General features: G+C 61.7%; 17 protein-coding genes and 1 pseudogene. 14 read left to right on the top strand and 4 right to left on the bottom strand.

The features are described from left to right. Window positions 1-4: 4 nt before the first annotated feature. The 11 genes and pseudogenes from HMPREF2845_RS08315 to nrdR all read left to right on the top strand — a co-directional run bounded on the left by HMPREF2845_RS08315 (window position 5) and on the right by nrdR (window position 13,569). A complete protein-coding gene (locus tag HMPREF2845_RS08315) occupies window positions 5-1,612 on the top strand; it encodes a cell division protein FtsQ/DivIB (RefSeq protein WP_246824649.1) in 1,608 nt (535 codons plus the stop codon). 197 nt (window positions 1,613-1,809) lie between these two features. Beyond that, window positions 1,810-2,991, top strand: coding sequence for a cell division protein FtsZ (gene ftsZ / locus HMPREF2845_RS08310; RefSeq protein WP_005506541.1), 1,182 nt, complete (start codon window positions 1,810-1,812; stop codon window positions 2,989-2,991). 148 nt (window positions 2,992-3,139) lie between these two features. Further along, a complete protein-coding gene (locus tag HMPREF2845_RS08305) occupies window positions 3,140-3,988 on the top strand; it encodes a purine nucleoside phosphorylase YfiH/LACC1 family protein (RefSeq protein ID WP_070634442.1) in 849 nt (282 codons plus the stop codon). A 51-nt stretch (window positions 3,989-4,039) separates the two neighbouring features. Continuing rightward, window positions 4,040-4,873, top strand: coding sequence for a YggS family pyridoxal phosphate-dependent enzyme (locus tag HMPREF2845_RS08300; protein ID WP_070634441.1), 834 nt, complete (start codon window positions 4,040-4,042; stop codon window positions 4,871-4,873). 807 nt (window positions 4,874-5,680) lie between these two features. Continuing rightward, window positions 5,681-5,992, top strand: a pseudogene (locus HMPREF2845_RS09430) (cell division protein SepF); the annotation flags it as partial. A 10-nt stretch (window positions 5,993-6,002) separates the two neighbouring features. Continuing rightward, window positions 6,003-6,302, top strand: coding sequence for a YggT family protein (locus HMPREF2845_RS08290; protein WP_005507764.1), 300 nt, complete (start codon window positions 6,003-6,005; stop codon window positions 6,300-6,302). 461 nt (window positions 6,303-6,763) lie between these two features. Then, window positions 6,764-7,306, top strand: coding sequence for a DivIVA domain-containing protein (locus HMPREF2845_RS08285; RefSeq protein ID WP_049352995.1), 543 nt, complete (start codon window positions 6,764-6,766; stop codon window positions 7,304-7,306). A 288-nt stretch (window positions 7,307-7,594) separates the two neighbouring features. Then, window positions 7,595-8,197 carry a signal peptidase II gene (lspA, locus tag HMPREF2845_RS08280; RefSeq protein WP_141747360.1) on the top strand — a complete coding sequence of 201 codons (603 nt, stop codon included), beginning with the start codon at window positions 7,595-7,597 and terminating at the stop codon, window positions 8,195-8,197. Window positions 8,198-8,319: 122 nt separating this feature from the next. Next, window positions 8,320-9,306: an RluA family pseudouridine synthase gene (locus tag HMPREF2845_RS08275; protein WP_070593465.1), complete on the top strand. Its 987-nt coding sequence runs from the start codon at window positions 8,320-8,322 to the stop codon at window positions 9,304-9,306. 90 nt (window positions 9,307-9,396) lie between these two features. Further along, window positions 9,397-12,939 (top strand): DNA polymerase III subunit alpha, encoded by a 3,543-nt coding sequence (gene dnaE / locus HMPREF2845_RS08270; protein ID WP_070634439.1) that lies wholly within the window; start codon window positions 9,397-9,399, stop codon window positions 12,937-12,939. A gap of 174 nt (window positions 12,940-13,113) precedes the next feature. Beyond that, a complete protein-coding gene (gene nrdR, locus HMPREF2845_RS08265; RefSeq protein WP_005506525.1) occupies window positions 13,114-13,569 on the top strand; it encodes a transcriptional regulator NrdR in 456 nt (151 codons plus the stop codon). A gap of 132 nt (window positions 13,570-13,701) precedes the next feature. Here the strand turns inward: nrdR and ppgK are convergent, their stop codons facing one another. Both ppgK and map read right to left on the bottom strand, forming a co-directional pair. Continuing rightward, window positions 13,702-14,553 (bottom strand): polyphosphate--glucose phosphotransferase, encoded by an 852-nt coding sequence (gene ppgK, locus HMPREF2845_RS08260; RefSeq protein ID WP_049340710.1) that lies wholly within the window; start codon window positions 14,551-14,553, stop codon window positions 13,702-13,704. A 97-nt stretch (window positions 14,554-14,650) separates the two neighbouring features. After that, complete coding sequence (gene map / locus HMPREF2845_RS08255; protein WP_005506520.1) at window positions 14,651-15,562, bottom strand: type I methionyl aminopeptidase; 912 nt, start codon at window positions 15,560-15,562, stop codon at window positions 14,651-14,653. A gap of 283 nt (window positions 15,563-15,845) precedes the next feature. Here map and HMPREF2845_RS08250 point away from each other — a divergent pair, with 283 nt between their 5' ends. Continuing rightward, entirely contained in the window at window positions 15,846-16,103 is a 258-nt protein-coding gene (locus tag HMPREF2845_RS08250) for a hypothetical protein (protein ID WP_080975560.1), read from the top strand. A gap of 171 nt (window positions 16,104-16,274) precedes the next feature. On the opposite strand, the gene panB is transcribed toward HMPREF2845_RS08250, so the two are convergent. Both panB and HMPREF2845_RS08240 read right to left on the bottom strand, forming a co-directional pair. Next, complete coding sequence (panB, locus tag HMPREF2845_RS08245; protein ID WP_070634438.1) at window positions 16,275-17,189, bottom strand: 3-methyl-2-oxobutanoate hydroxymethyltransferase; 915 nt, start codon at window positions 17,187-17,189, stop codon at window positions 16,275-16,277. A gap of 63 nt (window positions 17,190-17,252) precedes the next feature. Beyond that, window positions 17,253-19,085 (bottom strand): geranylgeranyl pyrophosphate synthase, encoded by a 1,833-nt coding sequence (locus HMPREF2845_RS08240; protein WP_070634437.1) that lies wholly within the window; start codon window positions 19,083-19,085, stop codon window positions 17,253-17,255. Window positions 19,086-19,528: 443 nt separating this feature from the next. Here HMPREF2845_RS08240 and glnA point away from each other — a divergent pair, with 443 nt between their 5' ends. Together glnA and HMPREF2845_RS08230 are read left to right on the top strand one after the other, a co-directional pair. After that, window positions 19,529-20,869, top strand: a complete 1,341-nt coding sequence (glnA, locus tag HMPREF2845_RS08235) for a type I glutamate--ammonia ligase (RefSeq protein WP_049362897.1) — start codon at window positions 19,529-19,531, stop codon at window positions 20,867-20,869. 243 nt (window positions 20,870-21,112) lie between these two features. Beyond that, entirely contained in the window at window positions 21,113-24,466 is a 3,354-nt protein-coding gene (locus HMPREF2845_RS08230; protein WP_210394535.1) for a bifunctional [glutamine synthetase] adenylyltransferase/[glutamine synthetase]-adenylyl-L-tyrosine phosphorylase, read from the top strand. Window positions 24,467-24,908: the final 442 nt, after the last annotated feature.

The raw sequence follows: 24,908 nt of genomic DNA, 5'->3' as shown, positions 1-24,908 counted from the left end.
GCCGATGAGTTCTGGTCTCTCTTCGGAGGGGCATTCCTCCTCGCGCGTGCCGAAGGCTCCGCGTTCTCGCGCTCGTTTGCGTGCTCAGCAGGTGGCTGAGAATGCGCCGGTTGAGGCTAAGCAAGCTGAATCCGTGCAGGCTGAGTCTGCTCAGTCTCAGGTGGCTCAGCCTCAGACGGCGAAGGTCGCCAAGGGTGCGGAGACTGCTAAGCCTGCGGAGGCTGTGAAGCCCGCCAAGGCTACCGCCTCCGAGGGCTCGGCCCAGGCAGCCGCTACTCAGTCTTCGAGCTCTGTTCGCCATGCGCCGCGTAAGCCCGTGGCGCATAAGGCTTCCGCTCAGCACGGTGCTGATTCTTCGTCTCGTAAGAGCGCTGCGGCGGTGCATTCTTCGGCGCAGTCTCTGAAAGATTCGGTGCGTTCGGCTCTGATGACCGGTCGCACCGTGTCTGAGGTTGAGCATGCCCCCGAGCTGTTTGATGTTGAGGCGTTTGAGGATTCTTCGTCTAAGACAACGTCTGCTCAGAGTGCCTCTACTCAGGCAGCGTCCGCGCAGGCTGAGATGAGTGCCGGCAAGGACAGCGATAAGGGCTCTGACAAGAAGCCTGGCTCCTCCAAGGCCTCTGCTGAGTCTCGCGAAGAGCCTGCCGCCCAGAAGGCTGAGGAAAGCGCCGACAAGAGCACTGATAAGGCGGGGGAGAAGGCAGCTGAAGAGCCTCGCCCCACGAGCCGTTTCGGTCGTTGGCGTGCCGAGCGTGAGCAGCAGCGTGCCGCGGAGATTGAGAAGGAACGTGAGCGTGCGAGCCGCCAGGCTCAGCGTGAGCGTCTGCGTCAGGATCCGGGCCTGGACGGTCTGCGTGCTGAGGAACGCCCCCGTAAGGAGCGTGCGCCTCTGACCCGTGCCCGTAAGCTGCTGTACACCGCTTCGGCGCTGGCTATTATTGCGGTGCTGTACGTGGTGCTGGTCTTCTTCTCGCCCCTGCTGGCGACTCAGAAGATTACGGTGCGCGGCGCATCCCTGCTGGAAACCACTCAGGTGGAGCAGAAGCTGGAGCCCCTGCGCGGTGTTCCGCTCACTCGCATCGACGAGAAGAAGGTGCGTGAGCTGATCGGGCAGGACAACGTGATTCGTAGCGTGCAGGTGGAGAGCCGCCCGCCGCATGAGCTGGTGGTGACTCTGAAGGAGCGTACCGCGGTTGCGGTTGTGAAGCAGGGCGATACGTACCATACTGTTGATAGTGATGGTGTGAGCCTGCTGGAGTCGGCAACTCAGCCCGATACCTCGGTGCCGCTGGTGCGTTTCAGCGGTGATGACCCGCAGACTTCGGCTGAATTCCACACTATTTCTACGGCGCTTTCGGCGATGCCCTCTGAACTTCTAGCTCAGGTTAAGGAAGCCAGCGCTACCTCAACCTCAAGTATCACTCTAACCTTGAGGGATAATACTACGGTGCAGTGGGGAACCGCTGAAGAGAGCGAGTTGAAGGCTAAGGTCCTTCTCTCCCTGCGCCAGGCTATTGCCAAGCGTGCTCAGGAGGAGAACTCCTCTGAGGCGCAGACGCAGAAGGTGGCCGTCTACGACGTGTCTGCCCCGCGCGTACCGGTGACCCGTTAGGGGGAACCATTCAGGCGCTTTATCCTCCCTTTTTGTGTGAAATCCGCAAAAAGAGGGGGTAATTGCGCTGTGTGACTAGGAACCAACAAAAACAGTTTGGTATCCTAGCAGATAAAGTCATTCTTTAGAGGAAACCTTCAGGCTTAGATTAAGCTGCGGGTCTTCCGAAGCTGGAACACGGAACAATCGAGGAATACATGGACGCTGGAACTCCCCAGAACTACTTGGCAGTCATCAAGGTCGTTGGTATCGGCGGCGGTGGCGTCAACGCAGTCAACCGCATGATTGAGGTTGGTCTGCGCGGCGTTGAGTTCATTGCTATCAACACTGACGCTCAGGCTCTGCTGATGTCCGATGCAGACGTTAAGCTGGACGTTGGTCGTGAGCTGACCCGCGGTCTTGGCGCGGGCGCAAACCCCGAGGTTGGCCGTCAGGCAGCCGAGGATCACGCGCAGGAAATTGAGGAAGTCCTCAAGGGCGCAGACATGGTCTTTGTGACCGCAGGTGAGGGCGGTGGCACCGGTACCGGTGGCGCACCCGTCGTGGCACGTATTGCCCGCTCCCTCGGCGCTCTGACCATTGGTGTGGTGACCCGCCCCTTCACCTTCGAAGGCCGTCGCCGCTCCAACCAGGCTGAGACCGGTATCGCTGCTCTGCGCGATGAGGTTGATACCCTGATCGTTATTCCGAACGACCGACTGCTGTCGATTTCGGATCGTAACGTCTCCATGCTGGACGCATTCAAGTCCGCTGACCAGGTTCTGCTCTCCGGTGTGCAGGGCATTACCGACCTGATCACCACCCCCGGCCTGATCAACCTTGACTTCGCTGACGTTAAGTCCGTCATGCAGGGTGCAGGTTCGGCTCTGATGGGTATCGGCTCGGCATCCGGTGAGGACCGTGCCGTGAAGGCAGCTGAGCTGGCTATCGCTTCGCCGCTGCTGGAAGCATCCATCGACGGTGCACACGGCGTTCTGCTGTCCATTCAGGGTGGCTCCGACCTGGGTCTGTTCGAGATCAACGAGGCTGCACGCCTGGTTCAGGAAGTTGCTCACCCCGACGCAAACATCATCTTCGGTGCTGTTATTGACGACGCACTGGGCGATGAGGCTCGCGTGACCGTGATTGCTGCTGGCTTCGACGCAGTGAACCCGGAAACCAACTCCAACGCTTCCACTGCTGCAGCTACCCAGGCTCAGCGCACCCAGGCATCCTTCGGCGGTTCCACCGCTCCGGCTGCTAACGGCTACGGCTACAACGCACCCGCTGCTGCTCCGGCTTCCACCGGCGCTGCTGGCTTCGACGTTGACCTTCCCCCGGTTGTGGAGGAAGCTCCGGCTCGCCGCGACACCCTGGACGTCCCTGACTTCCTGAAGTAGTCTGCCCGGCTGTGAACGCCTAAGCGTTGCACAGCTGAGAGTCTTATGAAGCTATAGGGGAGCTGAGAAACAGGCACATTGTGCTGTTCTCGGCTCCCCTTTGCTATACCCGCCGTTATACCCGCTGACATCTGATAAGGAATAGAAGATGAGCGATAATCCCAAACCTTCGCTACTTGCCTCTGCCGATACCCTCACTCTGGGCCCCTGGCGTGTGCGGGTGGGCTTCACCTCCCGCGCGGCGGGCAACCTGGGCCTGCACGTGGACGATGAGCTCGGCGGCGGTATGGACGCCTCCCGGGTGCGCACCCTCAACCACCGTGCCGCCCTGGAAGAAGCGCTGGGTACCGACCCATTCTTCTACCTGAACCAGGTGCACGGTGTGCAGATTGCCTACCCGGAAGACTACGCGGTGGAATCCTACGCGCCCGGTGCCCCGCAGGAGCGTACGGTTGAGCGTGCCCGCGCGGTGCTGGAGAACTCCCCGGTCGCCGATGCGGCGATTAGTAGTGAGGGCGTGCCCCTGGCGATTATGGTGGCGGACTGCATTCCCGTGGTGCTGGTGGGTGAGCGGGTCGCGAACTGGCAACCTATCCTGGCGGTGGCTCACGCTGGCCGCCGCGGCCTGCTCGATGGCGTGCTCCAGCAGACCGTGCAGCGGATGCGTCAGCTCGGTGCGGAGAAAATTACCGCGTGGCTGGGTCCGAGCATCTGTGGTAGCTGCTACGAGGTGCCCGAGGCGATGCGCACCGAGTCCACCGAGCTGATTCCGCAGGTGCATTCGGTGACCAGCCAGCAGACCCCCGGCCTGGATCTGCCCGCCGGTGCCCGCGCCGTGCTGGAGGAGGCGGGTGTGCAGGTGAGCATGGACTGTGCGCAGTGCACGTTTGAGGAGCCCGAGGTGTATTCGCATCGCGGGTTCACGAACCGCGGTGAGAAGCCGGGCCGTATCGCGGGTCTGGTGTGGATTGAGAAGGCGGCAGAGCCTGCCGCCTAGAGCTGCTAAAGATAGGGCCGCTAAAGATAGAGAGCCGCTGAAGGAGAGAAGATGTCTGAAATGAACGTAGAAGAGAACCTGCAGTACACTCCCGAACGCGCCGAGCAGCTGCTGCAGAACTACCGCCGCGTGCTTGAGCGTATCCGCACCGCGGAGCAGGACCACAGCGCCGTGCGTACCGAGGCGAGCGCCCCGGTGCAGCTGGTGACGGTTACGAAGTTCTTCCCCGCCTCCGATGCGGCGGCGCTGCTGGATGGGGGAGTGTCCCTCTTCGGTGAGAACCGCGACCAGGAGGCGAGCGCGAAGGCTCGCGAGCTTGCCGCATACTGTGCTCAGCGTGAGGTGCAGCCCCCGCATTGGGCGTTTATCGGTCAGCTGCAGACGAACAAAGCGAAGTCTGTGGTCAAGTACGCCTCCAGTGTGCATTCGGTGGACCGCCCCTCCCTGGCGGACGCGCTGGCGAAGGCGTACGCAAACCAGCTCTCCCGCTTTGAGGCGGGGGAGGCACCCGCACCCGCTGCAGCGGAGCAGGGCGCGCTGACCTGCCTGGTGCAGGTGTCCCTGGCGGAGGTTGCGACGGCTGGCCACGCCGCTGAGGGCGCGCGCGGCGGTACGAGCGCCTCCGAGCTGCTGGAGCTGGTGGAGCGCATCGAGAATCACGAGCACCTGCGCTGCGGTGGCGTGATGGCGGTGGCGCCGCTGGGCATGAACCCGGATGCGGCGTTTGAGAAGCTCTACGGTTTGGCCTCGCTGGTGCGTGAGCAGGTGCCGCACGCGACCGAGATTTCCGCCGGCATGAGCGGCGACCTGGAAGCGGCGGTGCGTTGGGGTTCGACCTGCGTGCGCGTGGGTAGCGACATCATGGGTAAGCGCCCGGCGCTTTAGCCTCGCCTAAGCTACGCGCCGTGCGTAGCCTTTTCGAGCGCTGGGCTACTTTTGAGTGCTGAGCTACTTTCGGTACGGACCGGCGGCATAATCATCGGTGCCCTTGACCGCCTGCGCGGGGTGGGCGCTGGTAATATATACATGCCGGTGCATGGCGTACCGTTACGCACACACCTTCTGATGACGCACTACGGCAGAACCTGTACACCACCAACGTGAAAGAACAGCGAGAGAATCATGGCGAAACAAAGCCGTCTGGCGGGTTTCCTCGGCCTGGAACGATACCAGGACGCTGAGACGACGCCGGAAGAATCCCCGCAGGCTGTGCAGGCTGATTCCCGCCGGGAGGCAAACGCCTCCGCAGGGCAGGCTGCTACAGCACAGAAGACCGACAGCGCTAACAGGCTCTCAGCACTGCCCGGCTCGGCACAGTACAGCGATGCCGAGTCGCAGAGCGAAACCTACCATCTGCAGGACGAACCCGCCTATACTGAACAGGAAGAGTACCTGCAGGCTGATAGCTACGATGACGGTACAGAAACCGAGTATCTGGACGCAGAAGATTCTGCCGACGGACGAGCAACCGTAGATGCAGCGGCATACGCCACCGCTCATACACCTGAAACCACAGCTGATCTGGCAGAAACCGAACAGACTTGGGACGATGCCAGCGCAGACAATTGGGAGGACACCCCGGTGCCGAATACCGAATACACCGAGCAGTACGCCGATACGTACTCCAACGACGGCTACTACGAGCAGGGCTACGAGCCCGAAGAAACCAACGGATACACCTACGGTTACGAGGAAGAAGAGGACGAATTGCGTCGTATCACCACTATCCACCCCCGCTCCTACAATGACGCAAAGATCATTGGTGAGGCATTCCGCGAAAACATCCCCGTGATTATGAACGTGGAAGAAATGCCCGACGCAGACGCAAAGCGCCTGGTGGACTTCGCATCCGGTCTGGCATTCGCACTGGAGGGCCGCATTGAGCGCGTCACCGCTAAGGTGTTCCTGCTGACCCCCTCCAACCTGGAGGTTCTGGGCGTGGCTAACTCCGAGGTTCCCGCCGGCTTTGAGACCGACGGCGAATTCCCCTTCGACCAGGGCTAAGGACTGATAGATGGGTTATATTTTCGCCCTCATTACGATTATTCTGTACGTTCTCTACGTCTCCATGCTGCTGCGCATGCTCTTTGACTGGGTACGCATGTTCGCTCCGGGATGGCGCCCGAAGGGCATCGTTCTGCTCTTCGCTAGCGGCGTGTACGCGGTGACGGACTGGCCGATGAACCTGTTGCGTCGTCTGATTCCGCCGGTGCGTGTGGGTAACGTTGCGTTGGATACCGGTTTTCTGATTCTGATTGTTCTGCTGTCTTTCCTGCTGAACATCATGACGACGATTACCGCGAAGCTGTCCTAATGTGGCCCCTCCATCGGAGAGATACGAGAACTAGGCATGAGAGCCCCGCTTGCGCTTGGCATCCTGACATGGGATGACGTGCTGGCGGGGTTTTCTGTACCCAATTTCTGGGCCGAGAAGAACCTCCCGCGAGGGGGGATAGACGAATACAGCCGGCGTCGAATCATGCGAAATGCACCCGCGAGCAGATATCGAGCTTGATTACGGCGGGGATAGGGATAAACGCAGCGCGTGGTGAATCCCACCCTTGCGCCGAGCGAATATTTTACGATTCAACCGACGTATAACCGGGCACAGAAACCAAAGAATAGTAGAATTGGTGCCAACGACTGCATCGCGGCATAACCATGCCCTGAATCATCGGGACCCTAAAATATTGGGGCCACGCCCTATCTGGCTGGTGAATCCGCGGCACTCAACATCACCACCAAACCCCGTAGGGATACCCAGAGGAGAAGCCCATGGCAATCACCCCCGAAGACCTGATCACTAAGAGCTTCAAGATCGTCACCGAAGAGTCCGGTTACGACCGCAACGAGGTCGACGACTTCCTGGACGAGCTCGTTGTCGAACTGCGCGCACTGTACTCCGAGCGTGACGCTCTGGAGCGTCAGGTCGAGCAGCTCTCCGCAAACGCTCCCGATTCCCCCGCAGCGGCTGTGGCACCCGCACAGTCCTCGGCAGCGCCGGCAGCAGCACCTCAGGATGCAGCAGCACTGCTTGCTATGGCACAGAAGGTTCACGACGACTACGTGGCACAGGGCGAGAAGGCTAAGGCTGAACTGATTGAAGAGGCAGAGAGGAAGGCAGACGCTATGGTGAGCGAAGCTCAGCAGCAGCGCGAAGAGGTTCTCTCTCGCCTCACCGACGAGAAGGAAGAACTGGAGATCGCTGTTGAGGCTCTGCGCGGCTTCGAGAGCCGCTACCGCTCCAAGCTGCTGCAGCACCTGGATGCACAGGTTCAGGAGCTGAAGAACCTCAAGTCCATTGAGGCTTCCGCATAAATCAGTTCGCTTGAATGAGCTAACGACGCTTTGAGGCGTATGCCGCCCGGATTCTTTCTCTTCCACCGCTATTCACCGGGGAAGATGGAGAGAACCGGGCGGTATTCTCATACCTGCTCCGCCCGGCTTGAGAACACAGGATGAGAAGCGGGGGAGAGCACCCGCCACATCACCGCCGAATACTCGATGCACTACCCCGATTTGCTAAGCTAGAGGGGCACTATCGAACGGTACCGCACCAGGTTTGCGTTCGGGCGCGTAGCAACCGGCACAGACTAGAGGAGAGCTATGACCAACACCCCCAAGACTGCTGAATCCTCAGTCTCACACACCGCTACAAAGGCTGACGGACGCCGCGTGCGCATCCTCTCGGCTCGCTCTGCGAGCATCCTCGCGCTCGTGCTTGCCGCCGTCGTGTTCGCTATCGACCAGGGCACCAAATACCTGGTCGTCACCCAGATGCAGTTGGGGGAGCGCATCACCGTTATTGACGGGCTACTGTGGTGGTACTCGATTCGTAACTCCGGTGCCGCATTCAGCATGGGCGAGAACGTCACCTGGATTTTCACGCTCGTCATGGTTGCCGCCGCAGCCGTGGTGCTGTACCTGCTGCGCCGCACCCGCGCCCTGTCCTGGACCCTCGCGCTGGGCGGTCTGCTCGGCGGTATCTGCGGCAACCTTTTTGACCGTCTCTTCCGTGAGCCCGGCTTCGGTTCCGGTCACGTGGTTGATTTTATTTCCGTGCCGAACTTCGCGATTTTCAATATTGCAGACTCCGCAATCTGCGTGTGCATGGCGTTCATCGTTCTGCTGAACTTCAAGGGCCTGAACCTCAACGGAACCCGTGTGCAGGCTGACGACAAGAATGCGGCAGAGAAGAGCGCCAAGTAGCTCCCCGTTCCGGCATACGCGCCGACGGTTACGTTGCCGACACACGTGCCTACTAAGACGTTCTCACACAGACAACCCCTCACACAGACAACCTAAGCAAACACCACCCGAAGGAGAGCCGCATGAGCGAAACCACCAACGCCGCCGAAGATACGGCACGCATCCGCGCCGAATTCACCGTTGAAGGCGCGCTCGCCGGTATGCGTCTGGACGCCGCGCTTGCCGGTGCCCTCGACGCGCCGCGCACCCGCACCTCCGGGTGGATTCGTGACGGCCATGTGACCGTGACCAACAACGGCAAGGCCGTGAAAATCGGCAAGTCCTACAAGCTTTCCGCAGGGGACGAGGTCGTCGTGGATGCACCCGCACCGCGCGATCTGGCGGACATCCGCCCCGAAAAGGTGGATGGCTTCCGCATCGTGCACCTGGACGAGGACATCGTTGTGGTGGACAAGCCCGCAGGCGTGGCGGCACACCCCTCACCCGGCTGGCACGGCCCCACCGTCATCTCCGCGCTCATGGGCGAGGGCATTTCGGTTGCTACCTCCGGCGCGGCAGAACGCCAGGGCATTGTGCACCGCCTGGACGTGGGCACCAGCGGCCTGATGGTCGTAGCCCGTAGCGAACGCGCTTACACCGAACTCAAGCGAGCCTTCAAGGAACGCACCGTGGACAAGGTCTACCACACCCTCGTGCAGGGTCTGCCCGACCCGCTGCGCGGCACCATCGACGCACCCATCGGTCGCCACCCCGGCAACGAATGGAAGTTCGCAGTGGTCGAAGACGGACGCAACTCCATCACCCACTACGATGTGCTCGAAGCTTTCGGTCCCGCATCCCTGGTAGAGGTGCACCTAGAAACCGGACGCACCCACCAGATTCGTGTGCACTTCTCTGCGCTGCGCCACCCCTGCTGCGGCGACCTGACCTACGGCGCCGACCCGCGCTTTAGCGCCGAACTGGGTCTGACCCGACAGTGGCTGCACGCGCACCGCCTGGGCTTCGACCACCCCGGTACCGGAGAGCGCGTGACCTTCACCAGCGAGTACCCGCTCGACCTGTCCTATGCGCTGACCGCTCTGCGCGAGGGCAAAGTTCAGCTCGGCTAGACAGCTCGGCAACTATAGCCGCCCGCTGGCTGCCGCATACAGCTTCACATTCACCGCCCATCCTCCAGCCCACATCTTCAGGAGATATCCGTGGCAACCAAAGATTTTGCGCACCTGCACGTGCACACCGAGTACTCCATGCTCGACGGCGCCGCGCGCCTGGGTGACCTGTTCACCCACGCTAAAGAACTCGGCATGAAGTCCATGGCGACCAGTGACCACGGCTTCCTCTTTGGTGCCTTCGACTTCTGGCGCCAGGCTAAAGCGCACGACATCAAGCCCATTATCGGTGTGGAGGCGTACCTGACCCCCGGCACGCACCGCACCGACCGTTCGCGTGTGCGCTGGGGCGACGGCTCCCGTGACGACGTGTCCGGTGGTGGCGCGTACACCCACATGACCATGTGGGCTGAAACCACCGAGGGCATGCACAACCTGTTCCGTGCATCCTCGATTGCGTCGCTGGAAGGTCAGCTGTACAAGCCGCGCATGGATCGTGAGGTGTTGCAGACCTACTCGAAGGGCCTGATCGCTACCACCGGTTGCCCCTCCGGCGAGATCCAGACGCGCCTGCGCCTGGGCCAGTTCGACGAAGCAATTCAGGCGGCGAGCGACTTCCGCGATATCTTCGGCAAGGACAACTTCTACTGCGAGGTCATGGACCACGGCCTCGACATTGAACGCAACGTGCAGGAGGATTTGCACCGCCTCGCCAAGCAGCTGAACCTGCCCTACGTGGCGACCAACGACCTGCACTACACCCGCCAGGAAGACCACACCGCCCACGCGGCGCTGCTGTGCGTGCAGTCCGGCTCGACCCTCACCGACCCCAAGCGCTTCAAGTTCGACGCGGATAACTTCTACCTGCGCTCGGCTGAAGAAATGTACGCCCTGTTCGGCGACATTCCCGGCGCGTGCGAGAACACCCTCGAAATCGCTGAACGCTGCAACGTGGAGTTCAACACCAAGGCGAACTACATGCCGAACTTCCCCGTGCCCGAGGGCGAAAACGAGGAATCCTGGTTCGTGAAGGAGGTCGAGAAGGGCCTACACTACCGCTTCCCACAGGGCGTTCCCGACAATGTGCGCAAGCAGGCAGAGTACGAGGTGGGGGTTATTACCTCCATGGGCTTCCCCGGCTACTTCCTCGTGGTCGCCGACTTTATCAACTGGGCTAAGCGCAACGGTATTCGCGTGGGCCCCGGCCGTGGCTCCGGTGCAGGCTCCATGGTCGCGTACGCGATGCGTATTACCGACCTGAACCCGCTCGACCACGACCTGATCTTCGAGCGATTCCTCAACCCCGACCGCGTCTCCATGCCCGACTTCGATGTGGACTTTGACGATCGTCGCCGCGGCGAAGTCATCGACTACGTAACCGAAAAGTACGGTGAAGAGAAGGTCGCGCAGATCGTCACCTTCGGCACCATTAAGGCGAAGCAGGCGCTCAAGGACGCCTCCCGAGTGATGGACCAGCCGTACTCGGTCGGTGAGCGCCTCACCAAGGCGATGCCGCCGGACGTCATGGGTAAGAACATTGCCCTGGCGAACGTGTACAACGAAGAGGATAAGCGTTACGCCGAGGCGGCAGATTTGCGCGCCCTCATTGAGGACCCGGTCGATAAGATCTACGGCCAGGTTTTTGAAACCGCGAAGGGCCTGGAGGGTCTGAAACGTCAGTGGGGCGTGCACGCTGCGGGCGTGATTATGTCCAGCAAGGACCTCGTGGACGTGATCCCCGTGATGCGCCGCGAAGCCGACGGCCAGGTCATCACCCAGTTCGATTACCCCACCTGTGAGGGCCTGGGTCTGATCAAGATGGACTTCTTGGGTCTACGTAACCTCACCATCATCTCTGATGCGGTGGAGAACATTAAGGCTAACCGAGGCATCGACCTGGACCTTGAATCCCTCTCACTGGACGACCCGGAATCGTACCGTCTGCTGGCGCGCGGCGATACCCTCGGCGTGTTCCAGCTCGATGGCGGCCCGATGCGCTCGTTGCTCAAGCTCATGGAGCCCGAGGAGTTCGAGCACATTTCGGCAGTGTTGGCGCTGTACCGTCCGGGCCCGATGGGCGCGAACTCGCACACCAACTACGCTCTGCGTAAGAACGGTAAGCAGGAGATCGAGCCGATCCACCCCGAGCTGGAAGAGCCGCTGAAGGACATTCTGGACACCACCTACGGCCTGATCGTGTATCAGGAGCAGGTTATGGCGATTGCTCAGAAGGTCGCGAACTACACTCTGGGTGAGGCAGACTTGCTGCGCCGTGCGATGGGTAAGAAGAAGAAGGCGGAGCTGGATAAGCAGTACGCTACTTTCCACGACGGCATGATTTCTAACGGCTACTCTGAGGGCGCTATTAAGGCGCTCTGGGATATTCTGCTGCCGTTCTCTGACTACGCGTTCAACAAGGCACACACGGCTGCGTACGGTCTGGTGTCGTACTGGACGGCGTACCTGAAGGCGCATTACCCGCAGGAGTACATGGCTGCGCTGCTGACCAGCGTGGGCGATAACAAGGACAAGCTCGCGCTGTACCTGAACGAGTGCCGCGCCATGGGCATTACCGTGCTCGCGCCGGACGTGAACGAGTCCACCCTGACCTTCGCCCCTGTCGGTGACGATATCCGCTTCGGTATGGGCGCGATCCGTAACGTGGGCGCGAACGTGGTCGAAGGCATGATTGCCGCCCGCGAGGAGAAGGGCCGCTACGAGTCCTTCAACGACTTCCTGAAGAAGGTGCCGCTGCAGGTGTGCAATAAGCGCACCATCGAGTCGCTCATCAAGGCGGGCGCTTTCGACGACCTGGGCCACACCCGCCGTTCGCTGTCCCTCATTCATGAGGCGGCAGTGGACGCAGCCGTAGCGGTCAAACGTAAGGAAGCGGCGGGTCAGTTCGACCTCTTCGGCTCCCTCGGCATGGATGACGCCCTGGGTGATGAGCTGACGGTGACCATCCCCGACGTGCCCGAGTGGGACCGCCGTGAGAAGCTGAACTTTGAGCGTGACATGCTGGGCCTGTACGTTTCGGACCACCCATTGCGTGGCCTGGAACGTGCGCTCTCGGATGCCGCAAGCCATTCGGTGCACGACATCATTGGTGAAGACTCGCACGTGCGCGACGGCGAAACCGTCACCGTTGCGGGCATGCTCACCGGCGTTTCGCGCCGTATTGCCAAGTCCAGCGGTAACCAGTACGCCTCCGTGGAGCTGGAAGACCCCTCGGGCGCAACCATTACGGTCATGTTCTTCTCCCGCGCCTACGAGACGATGGGCGCCGCCCTGGCGGACGACCTCATCTGCTCGATTCGTGGCCGCGTGCAGCGCCGCGACGACGGCAGCGTGAACATGAGCGCGCAGGAACTGCAGATCCTGGAAATCAGCGATGACGGCCGCGCCGCACCCATCACCATCGTGGTACCCGAGTACCTGGTGACCGAGGAGAACCTGAAGGAGCTGAAGGAGACCCTGCGCGACCACAAGGGCACCGCGGATGTGCGCATGCTCGTGCGTACCCGCGATAAGGAGCAGCTGGTGCTGCTGGATGCGAGCGTGCGCGTGGAACCGAACCCGAGCCTCTTCGGTGAAATCAAGACGATTTTCGGTCCGAGCTGCATTCGACGCTAACAACACGCCCCTATGAGGGGAATGACAGGGTGGATTCTGCATAGCAGAGTCCACCCTGAGCGTATATTCACTCACAACATACGGTGTATCCGCTGTATATCACGGTAGAATAGGTATAAATATTCTTGAGCGCTGTATACGCGGGCGCTAGCGCGCCCAGCCAAGGAGAAACGAATGTACTGCCCCTATTGCAAGCACACCGACTCGCGCGTGGTGGATTCCCGCACCACCGATGACGGCGCCGCAATTCGCCGCCGCCGCCAGTGCACCTCCTGCGCTCGCCGCTTCACGACCGTTGAAACCACCACCATTTCGGTGATTAAGCGTTCCGGCGTGACCGAGCCTTTTGACCGTTCGAAGATTGCCGCGGGCGTGCGTAAGGCATGCCAGGGCCGCCCCGTGGGTGAGGATGATTTGGCGAAGCTCGCCCAGGAGGTTGAGGAGCTGATTCGTGCTCGCGGTCTGGCGGAGATTAACGCGCACGAGGTGGGTCTGACCATCCTGGAGCCGCTGTCGAAGCTGGACGCGGTCGCCTACCTGCGTTTTGCGAGCGTGTACCAGGCGTTTGAGAACCTTGAAGACTTTGAGGAGGCGATTGCGCGTCTGCGTGAGGACCGCATCGCCCAGTAACTAGCTAGCCCAGTAACTGGCCAGCCCAGTAGCTAATGAGCTCAGCCGCCGCTACATGAGCGGCGGCATATAAAAAGGGGCTGTTCCCGAGATATCTATCTCAGGAACAGCCCCTTTAGCTGTAGCTACACTTTACGCTTCGCCGCGGCGCTTGCGTTCCTGCAGCATGCCGCCAGCCCACAGTGCCGCACCCACAATACCCGCGTTGTTACGCAGGGCAGCCATGACCATGGGGGTACGAATCTGGTCCTCAAAGTAGGGCATGAACTTCTCCGGGTTCTTGGAGATGCCGCCGCCGATGATGAACAGGTCGGGGGAGAAGAGCATCTGAACGTGCTCGAAGTAGCGGTACAGGCGCTTGCCGTACTTCTTCCAGGACAGCTCGTGCACCTCGCGGGCACGGGCAGAAGCCTGAGACTCGGCGTTGTGGCCGTCGATCTCCAGGTGGCCCAGCTCGGTGTTCGGGATCAGCACGCCGTCGTTGATGAGGGCGGAGCCAATGCCGGTGCCCAGGGTGATGACAGCGATCAGGCCGTCACGGTTACGGCCCTGGCCGTAGGTTGCCTCAGCCAGACCGGCTGCGTCAGCGTCGTTGAGGCCGTAGACGGTGCGGCCGCCCAGAGCCTCGCTCATGACCTGTTCCAGGTCGGTGTTGATCCAGGAGTCGTCCACGTTCGCTGCGGAGAAGACCATGCCGTTCTTCACCACTGCGGGGAAGTCGATGCCGACAGCGGACTCGGGGTCCGGTGCCAGGTCGCGGCCCTGCAGCTCATCCACTACGCGGCGTACAACCTCAGCCACAGCCTCGGGGGTTGCAGGCTTGGGGGTGTCAATGCGGAAACGGTCGGACACGAGGTTACCGGTGCGCAGGTCGACGATACCGCCCTTAATGCCGGTACCTCCAATGTCCACACCAATCTGCAGGTCCTTGGGGGTGGGGGCGGGCAGCTCGTTGATGACGCCGGGTTCTGCGTATTCGCTCATGGTTTTCTCTCTCTTTCGCCCCGCCTACTGCCGTGTAACCTAGGGGAGTGGGCGGGCTTGTCAGTGGGTGAATTGATATAAAAGTGAGGTGCTGGGCTTAGGGCAGGGTCAGGATGTCCGCGCCGTCAGCGGTCACCACGAGGGTGTGCTCGAACTGCGCGGTGCGCTTGCGGTCGCGGGTGACCACGGTCCAGTCGTCATCCCACAGGTCCCATTCGATGGTGCCAAGGGTCAGCATGGGCTCGATCGTGAAAATCATGCCCTCACGGATCTCGGTGTCGTAGGCGGGTGCCGCATCGTAGTGGGGGATGATGAGGCCCGAGTGGAACTCACGACCCACACCGTGACCGGTGTAGTCGCGAACCACGCCGTAACCGAAACGTGCCGCATACTTCTCAATGACGCGACCAATCACGTTGATCTGGCGGCCCGGCTTCACAGCCTTAATCGCACGGTTCAGGGACTCTTCGGTGCGCTCAACCAGCAGGCGGGACTCTTCGTCCACGTTGCCGACGAGTAGGGTCTTGTTTGTATCGCCGTGCATGCCGTCCAGGTATGCGGTGACGTCCAGGTTGAGGATGTCGCCGTCCTCCAGCACGGTGGAGTCCGGGATGCCGTGGCAGATGACCTCGTTCAGGGAGGTGCACACGGACTTGGGGTAGCCGCGGTAATCCACGGTGGAGGGGTACGCGCCGTGGTCGCAAATGTACTCGTGGACCAGCACGTCAATCTCGTCGGTGGTGGTGCCGGGCACGCAAATCTTGGATGCTTCAACAATGGCGCCTGCCGCAATCTTGCCGGCTGCGCGAACCCGCTCAACTTCCTCGGGGGTGTACATGTTCGAGTCGTTACCCTCGTTGGCGGTGGGCTTACCCACGTACTCGGGGCGAACAATGTGCGAGGGGACCGGGCGCATGGGGGTGATGCGTCCGGGGGTCAGACAACCCACGGGTGCTCGACCGGGCTCTGCAGGAAGATTGTGCGAAGTATTCGTTTTGGTTGAAGACATAGTTTCATCTTACCGGGCGTGGGCGGGTTGTGTCCCTTGCTCAGGCGCTAAAAAAGCGGCGGATACACAAGCCGTACCTTTTTCCCAGATTGTGAATAAAATTTCATGCACGCTAGCGGCAAAACTACGCGGGTGAAAAGCCGGAGTGGAAGGCAGAGGCGGAAGACCGGGGCGGAAGACCGTGGAGGGGAAACGCCGTGAGAAGCTCCACCCGCCTCATTGCCACGAACCTACGCGCGTGAGAAGCTAGAAACACCAACCCCTCACCGTCGAAGGAGAAACCATGAGTGAGAAGAAAAACCACCTGAGCGAAGCCATCGAATCGGCGGTCGAAAAGACCCTGAACTCCGCGACTGAATCCACCAGCCCGCACCCCGAAGAGTACTGGTACAACCTCAAAACCGGCGAGGTTGAACGCGGCCAGCAGAGCGCCGTCACCTCCCTGTGGGGCCCCTTCAAAACCTACGAGGAGGCGGCACACGCCATGGACCGCGCCCGCGAACGCAACGACGCCTGGGAAAAGGACGGCGGCTGGCTCTAAAGAACGAGCACCCTCAGCCTTGCCCAACGCCCTCAGCCTTGCCCAACGCCCTCAGCCTTGCTCAAGGCGCACGCCGCCCAATAGACATACAGTCTGAGACGAAAGATCCCCGCACCCGGAGCACCGGATACGGGGGTCTTTTATCTCAAGCTTTTCTTCTCAGCCTAAAGCCTACTCAAAAGTGTGCTCAGCCGCCGGGAACTCACCCGAACGAACCTGCTCACGATAAGCACGCGCAGCGTCCTCCATGACCTGACCGACCTGCGCAAACTGCTTCACAAAACGCGGCACGCGACCGGCGCGAACACCCATCATGTCCTGCCACACCAGCACCTGACCGGTCGTCACATTCGAGGCACCAATACCAATAGTCGGTACAGCGCCCACAGCCTCATCCACCAGCTGCGCAGTCTGGGTAGTCACCATCTCCATCAGCACGCAGAACGCGCCAGCCTCAGCCAGCGCCACCGCATCCTCACGAACACGCTCAGACGCATCACCGCGGCCCTGCACACGGAAACCGCCCAGGGCATGCTCCGACTGCGGGGTGAAACCAACATGCGCCACCACCGGAATACCGGTACGCACCAGGGCACGAACCCACTCGGTCATCGACGCATCCGCCTCAATCTTCACCGCGTGCGCGCCGCCCTCCTTCATCAGGCGAACAGCGCTCGCCACCGCCTGCTGCGGCGACTGCTCATAGGAGCCGAACGGCAGGTCAGCAACCACCATGGCGCGGGACGCACCGCGAGAAACCGCCGCGACCATCGGAATCATCTCATCCAGGGTGATGGTCAGGGTCGACTCGTAACCGAGCACCACGTTCGCCGCGGAATCGCCCACCAGCAGCATGTCGATGCCCGCGCGATCAAAAATCTGCGCGGTCAGAGCGTCATAGCAGGTCAGCATGGAGAACTTCTGCCCGGTCGCCTTAGCCTGCGCCAGGTGAACGGTACGCACCTTCTTGACGGTATCCAGGTCAAAAGGCTTCGAAGCAGAAGCGGGTGCGGGAGCATCCGCGGAGGTAGCGGCAGGCTGTGCCGCGTAGGGCGAAGAGATCTCGGAAGAACGCTCAGTAGTCATGCTGACTATTCTAACCCTGCACGGCTCCAACCTGGCGTACCGCTCACCACGAGGGAACTGTCCCTAGTTCCAGATGAGGTTGATGTAGTAGGTCGGGAACGACGCAGCAGCGTTCTTATTCATCAGCTCCGGAACAGCGGAAGAAGCATCACTAAACTCACGCGGCAGATCACGCTGAATGAGTGCCTGCTGTACCAGGGCATCCCAGTAGACCTGGGTGACCGAGTAGGCGCAGACTTCCTTCACGACGTCCTCCGCGTAGGACTCCCACGCCTTCTTCGCCTCATCATCGGCGCCGAAGAAACCCTCATAACCCTGAGACAGGCCCGTATCGCAGGCGTTCACCGCGTTCTTCGCGTACTGCAGCCAGTAACTGCGGCTCAGCTCATCGGTGGTGTTGAAAGTAAACGCCTCATAGTCTGCCTTCAGCAGGGCGTAAGACGCCTGAATAGAACCGGCAAGCGGGGCGTGCGAAGAGAAGACAATAACGTCCAGAAGAGCAGCGATGTACTCCATCTGCACCTTCTCGTACGCAATGCCGGAAGGCTGAACCGGACCAGAATGCATCTGCACCAGCGCCTCCACCGCGTTGATGAAACGCTCAACGTCCGCGGTAGCCTTCACCATCAGATTCAGCAGACGCTGAACGCACTGATAATCCTCAGAAATCTGCGAGAACACGCCAAAAGACAGGATGCCACGCTCAGAAGCCGCCGTCGCCAGAATCTGGTGCGTCAACCGCTGGCTCTCCGCCTCCGCCTTCGCCACGCTTACCAGCAGAGCACCGCAATACGCCAGGGCGCGGCCATCCACCAGCTGAGGCTGCTGCTGATGCAACGGCAAAAGACGCTCATGAATCTGACGGAAAATAGCGCTCTGCGCCAGAGCCTTCTTGCCCAGCTCCTCAGTCTTCAACAGCACAGTATCCGCCGAGAAATCACGGGGGACGAAACGACGAGCATCCGGCGCGGTGAAAGGTGAATAGGGGCGACCCATCACCGGATGCAACAGCGACATCGTGGTAAACAGCGAAAAACGAGCCGCAACCGGGTACAGCGAATCCGGGTAATTCGGTGCATCCGGCGCGTTGACACGCTCCGTGCACAGAGTCAGCCAGGTCTGCTCCACCGCCCGATCAGAAGCAATGCCAACGCCCATACCCAGGATGCTCTCACCGAACGCCTCCGACGGAAGCTTGCCGGGGTTCATGGCACGCGCCTGCATGAGCGCCACAGCCAACTCCACCGTATAGTTCGTGCGGCGCTTCTTGCCTGCCTCATCAAGGTTCTGGAACGGACGCACGCCCGCGATCTTCTGACCGCGCGCCAGATTATGCAGCTCCTTGCTCATGGCGAATTGCTGCGGGTTACGCTGCATCATCTTCGACACTTCGTAAGCGCTCTTACGGTTCAGCTTTTCACGGCGCTGAGCGCCCTCAGCCGACAGCGCATCATACTTGCCGCGGCTTGCGTGCACATACCAGGCACGAATCAGCTGCAGCGGCAAGAAGAAGAAAGTGTACTTCCACGACCAGCTAAAAATAATGACCGGAATAGCCGCGCTCGACCCCAAACGACCCGTATAACCGAGCCAAAGAAGCTCCACAAACGCACCAACCAGCGCCCACAACGCCACGGTGCGAGTCCTAAATGCAACGCGGGAGGGGCGGTCCAGCAGGTAGGTCGTGCCGCCAGACTTGTTGTTCCTCATGACCAGCGGACCAAACGCCGCAATCGCCATAATGCACGCTAGGTACACAACGCAGAAAACAACCGGTGCCGCAATGATTAGCAGCCACTCTAAACCGGTGGGATCAGCCGCCACGATGCTGGTCGCAAGGGGAATCTGCGCCAGCGGAAGCTGTACGGTCGAGGAAAGAAGAATGGAATGTAGCATGCTCCCATTATCTCAAGGCGCACCCGTACACGCCCCGCGAACCGTCATCTGCCGACTATCTGGGCACAACCTAGACCCGCACCGCAGAAAAACGGGGGATCAGAGGGCAGGGGAAAAGAGCAGGGGAGCGGCCCCAGCACCGCCCAGAACCTGAACTACCGAGGCGCACGAGCGAGACACAAGCGAGAATTTACACAAACGAAACCTCCCACCCGCCCGCCACACAGCAGAACCCGATAGGCTAGATAACAACAGGACACACGCCGGGGCAAGGAGGCGCCAGCACCGCTGGTACACAACCCGCCGCAACCCCTTGGAACCCCAAGGGACATGCAGGACCTTCCGCAACAGGGTCTTCTTCACCTCGGCAGCAAATTTAGCGCGCCTCCGCCACCCGCAGACGGGTACCACGCGGATGCGCGCCCGCACCGAGAGGGCAACTCATGGACCGCCAACAGGAATTCGTACTGCGCACCATCGAAGAGCGCGACATCCGCTTCATCCGCCTCTGGTTCACCGACGTGGTCGGCACCCTCAAATCCGTGGCGCTCGCACCGGCTGAAGTAGAAAGCGCCTTCGATGAGGGCCTGGGCTTTGACGGCTCCTCGATTGAGGGTTTCTCCCGCATCTACGAATCCGACATGCTGTTGCAGCCGGACCCCTCCACCTTCCAGATCCTGCCCTGGCGCGGCGAGGAAGACTACACCTCCCGCATGTTCTGTGATGTGCTCACCCCCGACGGTGAGATTAGCGCCTCCGACACCCGCGGCGTGCTCAAGCGCGTGCTCAACAAGGCCGCGGAGATGGGCTTCACCTGCTACACCTCGCCCGAAATCGAGTTCTACCTGCTGGAGTCCTCCAAGCTCGGCGCCGACGGCTTCCCCGTGCCCGTGGACCACGAATCCTACTTCGACCACACTCCCGGCGGCATCGTGCAGGACTTCCGCCGCAAGGCAGTGACCATGCTCGAAGAAGTCGGCATCTCCGTCGAATTCAGCCACCACGAAACCGGCCCCGGACAGAACGAAATCGACCTGCGCCACGCCGACGCCTTGCAGACCGCCGACAACGTCATGACCTTCCGCACCGTCATCAAGGAAGTCGCCTACTCGCTCGGCATGTACGCAACCTTCATGCCCAAGCCCTTCACCAAGTACGCCGGCAGCGGCATGCACACCCACTTCTCCCTCTTCGAAGGCGACACCAACGCATTCTTCGAAGCCGGTGCCGAATACCAGCTGTCCAAGACCGCACGCCACTTCATTGCCGGTGTGCTCAAGCACGCCCCCGAATTCACCGCGGTCACCAACCAGTTCATCAACTCCTACAAGCGTCTCTGGGGCGGCGGCGAGGCACCCTCCTACGTCTCCTGGGGCCACAACAACCGCTCCGCCCTCGTGCGTGTGCCCCTGTACAAGCCGAACAAGATGCAGTCCGCCCGCATCGAGTACCGCGGCCTGGACTCGGCGTCGAACCCGTACCTCGCCTACGCGGTGATTCTCGCCGCAGGTCTGAAGGGCATCGAAAACGAGTACCCGCTCATGCCCGCCGTGACCGAAGACCTCGCCGCCATGACCAACGCCGAACGCCGCGCCATGGGCTACAACCCGCTGCCCGCGTCCCTGCGTGAAGCCATCAATATCACCGAAGAATCCGAGTTCATGGCGGAGGTTCTGGGCGAGCAGGTCTTCGAGCAGTTCCTGCGCAATAAGCGCGCCGACTGGGACCAGTACCAGGCTCAGGTGACCCCCTACGAGCTCAAGCACAACCTTGGAATCCTCTAAGGGCTGGACCCTCTCACCACCTCATAGGATGAGTGAGCGCTGACAGCCTCAGGGCGGTATCCGCTACCGGTAGCACGCCGGTGGGTACCGCCCACAGGTCTATCAAACGCAACTATCAGCTGCACCGTTCACCGCCGATTTTTAGCCGCTGATTTTTGCCGGCGAAATTTATACTTTCCACCCCGGATCTACTCTCCACCCACAGTTCTCTAACCCCAGTTCTCTACCCACGGTTCTCACGCTATGACTGACAGCTCCCACTACCCGGCCACCGGGCTCATCCGCATTATCGACCCCGCCAAAGAACCCAAACCGCTCACCGATATCGCCCCCGACGCACTCGACGACGAGCAACGCGCCGAAGCCGAACGCAAAGCTCAGCTACGCCTGCGCACCCGCATGATTGCCACCGGCTTCCACGACCCCTCCAAGGCAGAACGCTGGCTCAACGCACCCGAACTGAAGCACGTCTCGCAGGATGCGCTCTTTGCCGGGCTGCGCCTCGCGCCCTCACCGGATATTGCCCTGCCCGCCCTCGTGCGCCTCATCGAGAAGCACCCGGCGGTCGCCGAACGCGCCAACCGCGGCGAAGAAGAATTCGGCATGTACCGCCTGCTCGGCGCATCCCAGGCGATTGGCGATTTTCTCTACCGCCGCCCCGAACACATTGACCCGCTCTTCGACACGCAGGTGTACCCGGCTGAGAGCGCGCTGATTCGCTCCCAGCACCCGGCGTCGATTCTGCCGGAAACCGACGGGGAATTCCTGACCCCCATCGCACCGCTGGACACCCCCTACCGCCGTGACATCCTCACCGCCCTCGGTGCCGACCCCCACGCGGAGCGTCCGCGCGCTGCCGCCGAGCAGACCGGCAAAGACGGCTACGTGACCCTGCGCGTCGCCTACCGCGCCGCCCTGGCGCGCATCGCCCTGCTCGACGTGTGCTGTGAAGACCCGGTCGAAATGATGCCCACCATCGGTCGTCACCTCGCCGATTTGGCTGCCGCCGCGCTGGAGGGTGCACTCGCCATTGCCCGCACCGAAGTGGCGGAGGGGCTGGGCCCCGGCCTGGCGGCTCCTCGCCGAGGCGAAGCCGTAGACGCCCTGGACTTGGCGATTATCGGTATGGGTAAGTGCGGTGCCCGCGAGCTGAACTACATCTCTGACGTTGACGTGGTGTACGTGGTTGCGCCCGTGGAACCCGCCACCGCTGGCGCCGCGCCTCATGCCGGGGCAGAAGGGGAGAGCACCCCGCTCAAGCTCACCGAGAACGAATGTTCCACCATCGGCACGGAGCTCGTGCACGCCCTCACCCGCGCCATCATGGGCCCCGCACCCGAACCCGCCCTCTGGGAAGTCGACGCGAACCTACGCCCCGAAGGCAAGGACGGCCCGCTCGTTCGCACCGTCGAATCCTACGTTCAGTACTACAAGCGCTGGGCGGAAAACTGGGAGTTCCAGGCGCTGCTCAAGGCGCGCCCCATCGCCGGTTCGGCGCAGCTGGGTGCCCGCTACGCCCGCGCCATTGACCCCTTCGTGTGGGAGTCCGCCGCCCGTGAATCCTTCGTGGAATCCGTGCAGGCGATGCGCGCCCGGGTGACCGACAATATTCCCTCGAACCAGGTGGACCGCCAGATTAAGCTGGGCCCGGGCGGCCTGCGCGATATCGAGTTCACCGTGCAGCTGCTGCAGCTCGTGCACGGTCGAACCGACCCCGCTGTGCGCACCAAATCCACCGTGGATTCCCTCGCGGCGCTGACCGCCGTCAGCTACATTAGCCGCACCGACGCCGAAGCATTCAGCCGCGACTACAAGAAGCTGCGCGTGCTCGAGCACCGCATCCAGCTGCAGCAGCTGCGCCGCACCCACCTGATGCCCGAGAAGGACGCCGAACAGCGCGCCCTCGCCCGCTCGATCCTTTCCCCGGAACGCAACGGCACGCTCTCCGCCGAGCAGATGCTCAAGGCTTGGCAGAAAATTAAACGGAACGTCCGTTCACTGCATGAGCGAATCTTCTTCCGCCCGCTGCTCGCCGCCGTCTCCACGCTCAGCCGCGACGAAGTGGTACTCAGCGAACAGGCGGCACAGGACCGTCTTGCAGCCCTCGGCTACCGCGACCCGCGCGGCGCCATGCGTCACATCAAGGCGCTCACCACGGGTCTTTCCCGCAGTGCAGACATTCAGCGGCACCTCATGCCCGTGCTGCTGGGCTGGTTCGCCCGCGGTGTGGACGCGGACGCCGGCCTGCTCGGATTCCGTATCGTCTCCGAATCGCTCGGCAGCACCAGCTGGTACCTGCGCATGCTCCGCGACTCGCCGGCCGCCGCTGAGCGCCTGAGTCAGCTGCTCTCCAGCTCGCGCCTCATGACCGACCTGCTCGAGGATGCCTCCGCCTCCATCGCTTGGCTGGACAAGGTCGCCGACCTCAAACCGCTGGGGGAAGAAGCGCTCGCTTCCGAGATTTCCTCCCTGCTGGCACGCCACGCGGACGCCGCCGAGGCGATGCGCGCCGTGCGCTACCTGCGCCGCCGCGAAACCCTGCGCACCGCCATGGGCTGGACCCTGGGCATCGTCGACGTTGAGGACACCTGCGCCGGTCTTGCCGCCATCGACGAGTGCACGATCGGTGCGGCGCTACAGATTGCCCTGCGTGAACTCCAGGCGGCACCGGAAGGCGCCGAACCCGCCGAAGCTGAGGAGACAGCGGGGGAGAAGCTGCTCACCCGCATCGCCGTCATCGGCATGGGCCGCCTCGGCGGCGCCGAGAACGGCTTCGGCTCCGACGCGGACGTCATGTTCGTCCACGAACCCCTCGACGGGGCCGACGAAGACGCCGCACAGGAACAGGCGGCACGTATCGTCAATCGCACCCTGGCGCTCCTCAAGCAGCCCGTCAAGCCCGCCATTCGCGCCGAACGGCCCCTCGAAGTGGACGCCGACCTGCGCCCCGAAGGCAAGCAGGGCGCTATCGTGCGCTCGCTGGACTCCTACCGCTCCTACTACGAACGCTGGGCGGAAACCTGGGAGTTCCAGGCGCTCACCCGCGCCCGCCCCATCGCCGGCGACGAGGCGCTCGGCGAGGCATTCGTGGAGCTCATCGACCCGTACCGCTACCCGGCAACCTTCACGCCCGAGCAGGTGCAGCAGATTCGTCGCATGAAGGCGCGTGTTGAAAACGAACGCATGCCTCACGGTGCCGACCGCACCCGCCAGCTCAAGCTCGGCCGCGGCGGCCTCTCCGACGTGGAATGGCTGGTCCAGCTCGTACAGCTGCGCCACGCACACGCCGTGCCGGAGCTGCGCACCACCTCCACGCTGAAGGCGCTGGATGCGGCGGTTGAGGCGGGACTGGTCGATGCTGCGGATGCGGAAATCCTCAGTGGCGCCTGGTTACTCGCCACGAAGATCCGCGGCGGCAACGTACTGCGCGGCGTGCGCCAATCCGACACCCTACCCTCGGGACGCGCCGACTTGGAAGCAATCGCCCGCTGGTGCGGATACCCGGCCGGCAGCGCACGCGCCCTCGAAGAGGACTACCTGCGCCAAACCCGCAACGCCCGCAAGGTCTACGAACGCCTCTTCTTCGAAGAGCTCTAGAGACTCCAGAAAAACATGAGCCTGGCGTTTTTGCCGGTGCGGATTTCTGATGCAGATTTCATAGGGGAGGGGCGGGGAACCTGGTTCCCCACCCCTCCTTTCGTGTCCTTGTGAAAAATTTTGTGGACGTTCTGCAGACATCGTGGCGGACAATGTGTGCCCTCCGCTGCCCTCACGGGAACAGTAATCACCCCAAAACCCCAAAAATGTGACCGGCACCATGAAAATAAATTTTGCTCGCGCACCCCAAAAACGAGCCCAAATACCCCGTTCTGCCCCGGAAACACGCGGAACACAAGATGATCCACAAAGGATTTGGCAAACACTCAAAAACCCCGTATAGTATTTACCTGTCAGCACGACGGAGCGAAAAACTCCAACGGAATGATTCAAATTGAATACGCTGATATGCGGTTGTAGCTCAGTTGGTAGAGCACCACCT

The sequence above is a fragment of the Rothia sp. HMSC065B04 genome, from assembly GCF_001812285.1.
Lineage (GTDB): Bacteria > Actinomycetota > Actinomycetes > Actinomycetales > Micrococcaceae > Rothia > Rothia mucilaginosa.
This window is presented reverse-complemented; position numbering and strand designations above follow the sequence as displayed.

Bases quoted from the DNA above. Each gene is read 5' to 3' on its own strand.
- nrdR (WP_005506525.1), top strand. From the start codon at position 13,114: ATGTACTGCCCCTATTGCAAGCACACCGACTCGCGCGTGGTGGATTCC.
- HMPREF2845_RS08275 (WP_070593465.1), top strand. From the start codon at position 8,320: ATGAGCGAAACCACCAACGCCGCCGAAGATACGGCACGCATCCGCGCC.
- lspA (WP_141747360.1), top strand. From the start codon at position 7,595: ATGACCAACACCCCCAAGACTGCTGAATCCTCAGTCTCACACACCGCT.
- map (WP_005506520.1), bottom strand. From the start codon at position 15,562: ATGTCTTCAACCAAAACGAATACTTCGCACAATCTTCCTGCAGAGCCC.
- panB (WP_070634438.1), bottom strand. From the start codon at position 17,189: ATGACTACTGAGCGTTCTTCCGAGATCTCTTCGCCCTACGCGGCACAG.
- HMPREF2845_RS08240 (WP_070634437.1), bottom strand. From the start codon at position 19,085: ATGCTACATTCCATTCTTCTTTCCTCGACCGTACAGCTTCCGCTGGCG.
- HMPREF2845_RS08250 (WP_080975560.1), top strand. From the start codon at position 15,846: ATGAGTGAGAAGAAAAACCACCTGAGCGAAGCCATCGAATCGGCGGTC.
- HMPREF2845_RS08315 (WP_246824649.1), top strand. From the start codon at position 5: ATGAGTTCTGGTCTCTCTTCGGAGGGGCATTCCTCCTCGCGCGTGCCG.
- HMPREF2845_RS08305 (WP_070634442.1), top strand. From the start codon at position 3,140: ATGAGCGATAATCCCAAACCTTCGCTACTTGCCTCTGCCGATACCCTC.
- ftsZ (WP_005506541.1), top strand. From the start codon at position 1,810: ATGGACGCTGGAACTCCCCAGAACTACTTGGCAGTCATCAAGGTCGTT.
- HMPREF2845_RS08230 (WP_210394535.1), top strand. From the start codon at position 21,113: ATGACTGACAGCTCCCACTACCCGGCCACCGGGCTCATCCGCATTATC.
- ppgK (WP_049340710.1), bottom strand. From the start codon at position 14,553: ATGAGCGAATACGCAGAACCCGGCGTCATCAACGAGCTGCCCGCCCCC.
- glnA (WP_049362897.1), top strand. From the start codon at position 19,529: ATGGACCGCCAACAGGAATTCGTACTGCGCACCATCGAAGAGCGCGAC.
- HMPREF2845_RS08300 (WP_070634441.1), top strand. From the start codon at position 4,040: ATGTCTGAAATGAACGTAGAAGAGAACCTGCAGTACACTCCCGAACGC.
- HMPREF2845_RS08290 (WP_005507764.1), top strand. From the start codon at position 6,003: ATGGGTTATATTTTCGCCCTCATTACGATTATTCTGTACGTTCTCTAC.
- HMPREF2845_RS08285 (WP_049352995.1), top strand. From the start codon at position 6,764: ATGGCAATCACCCCCGAAGACCTGATCACTAAGAGCTTCAAGATCGTC.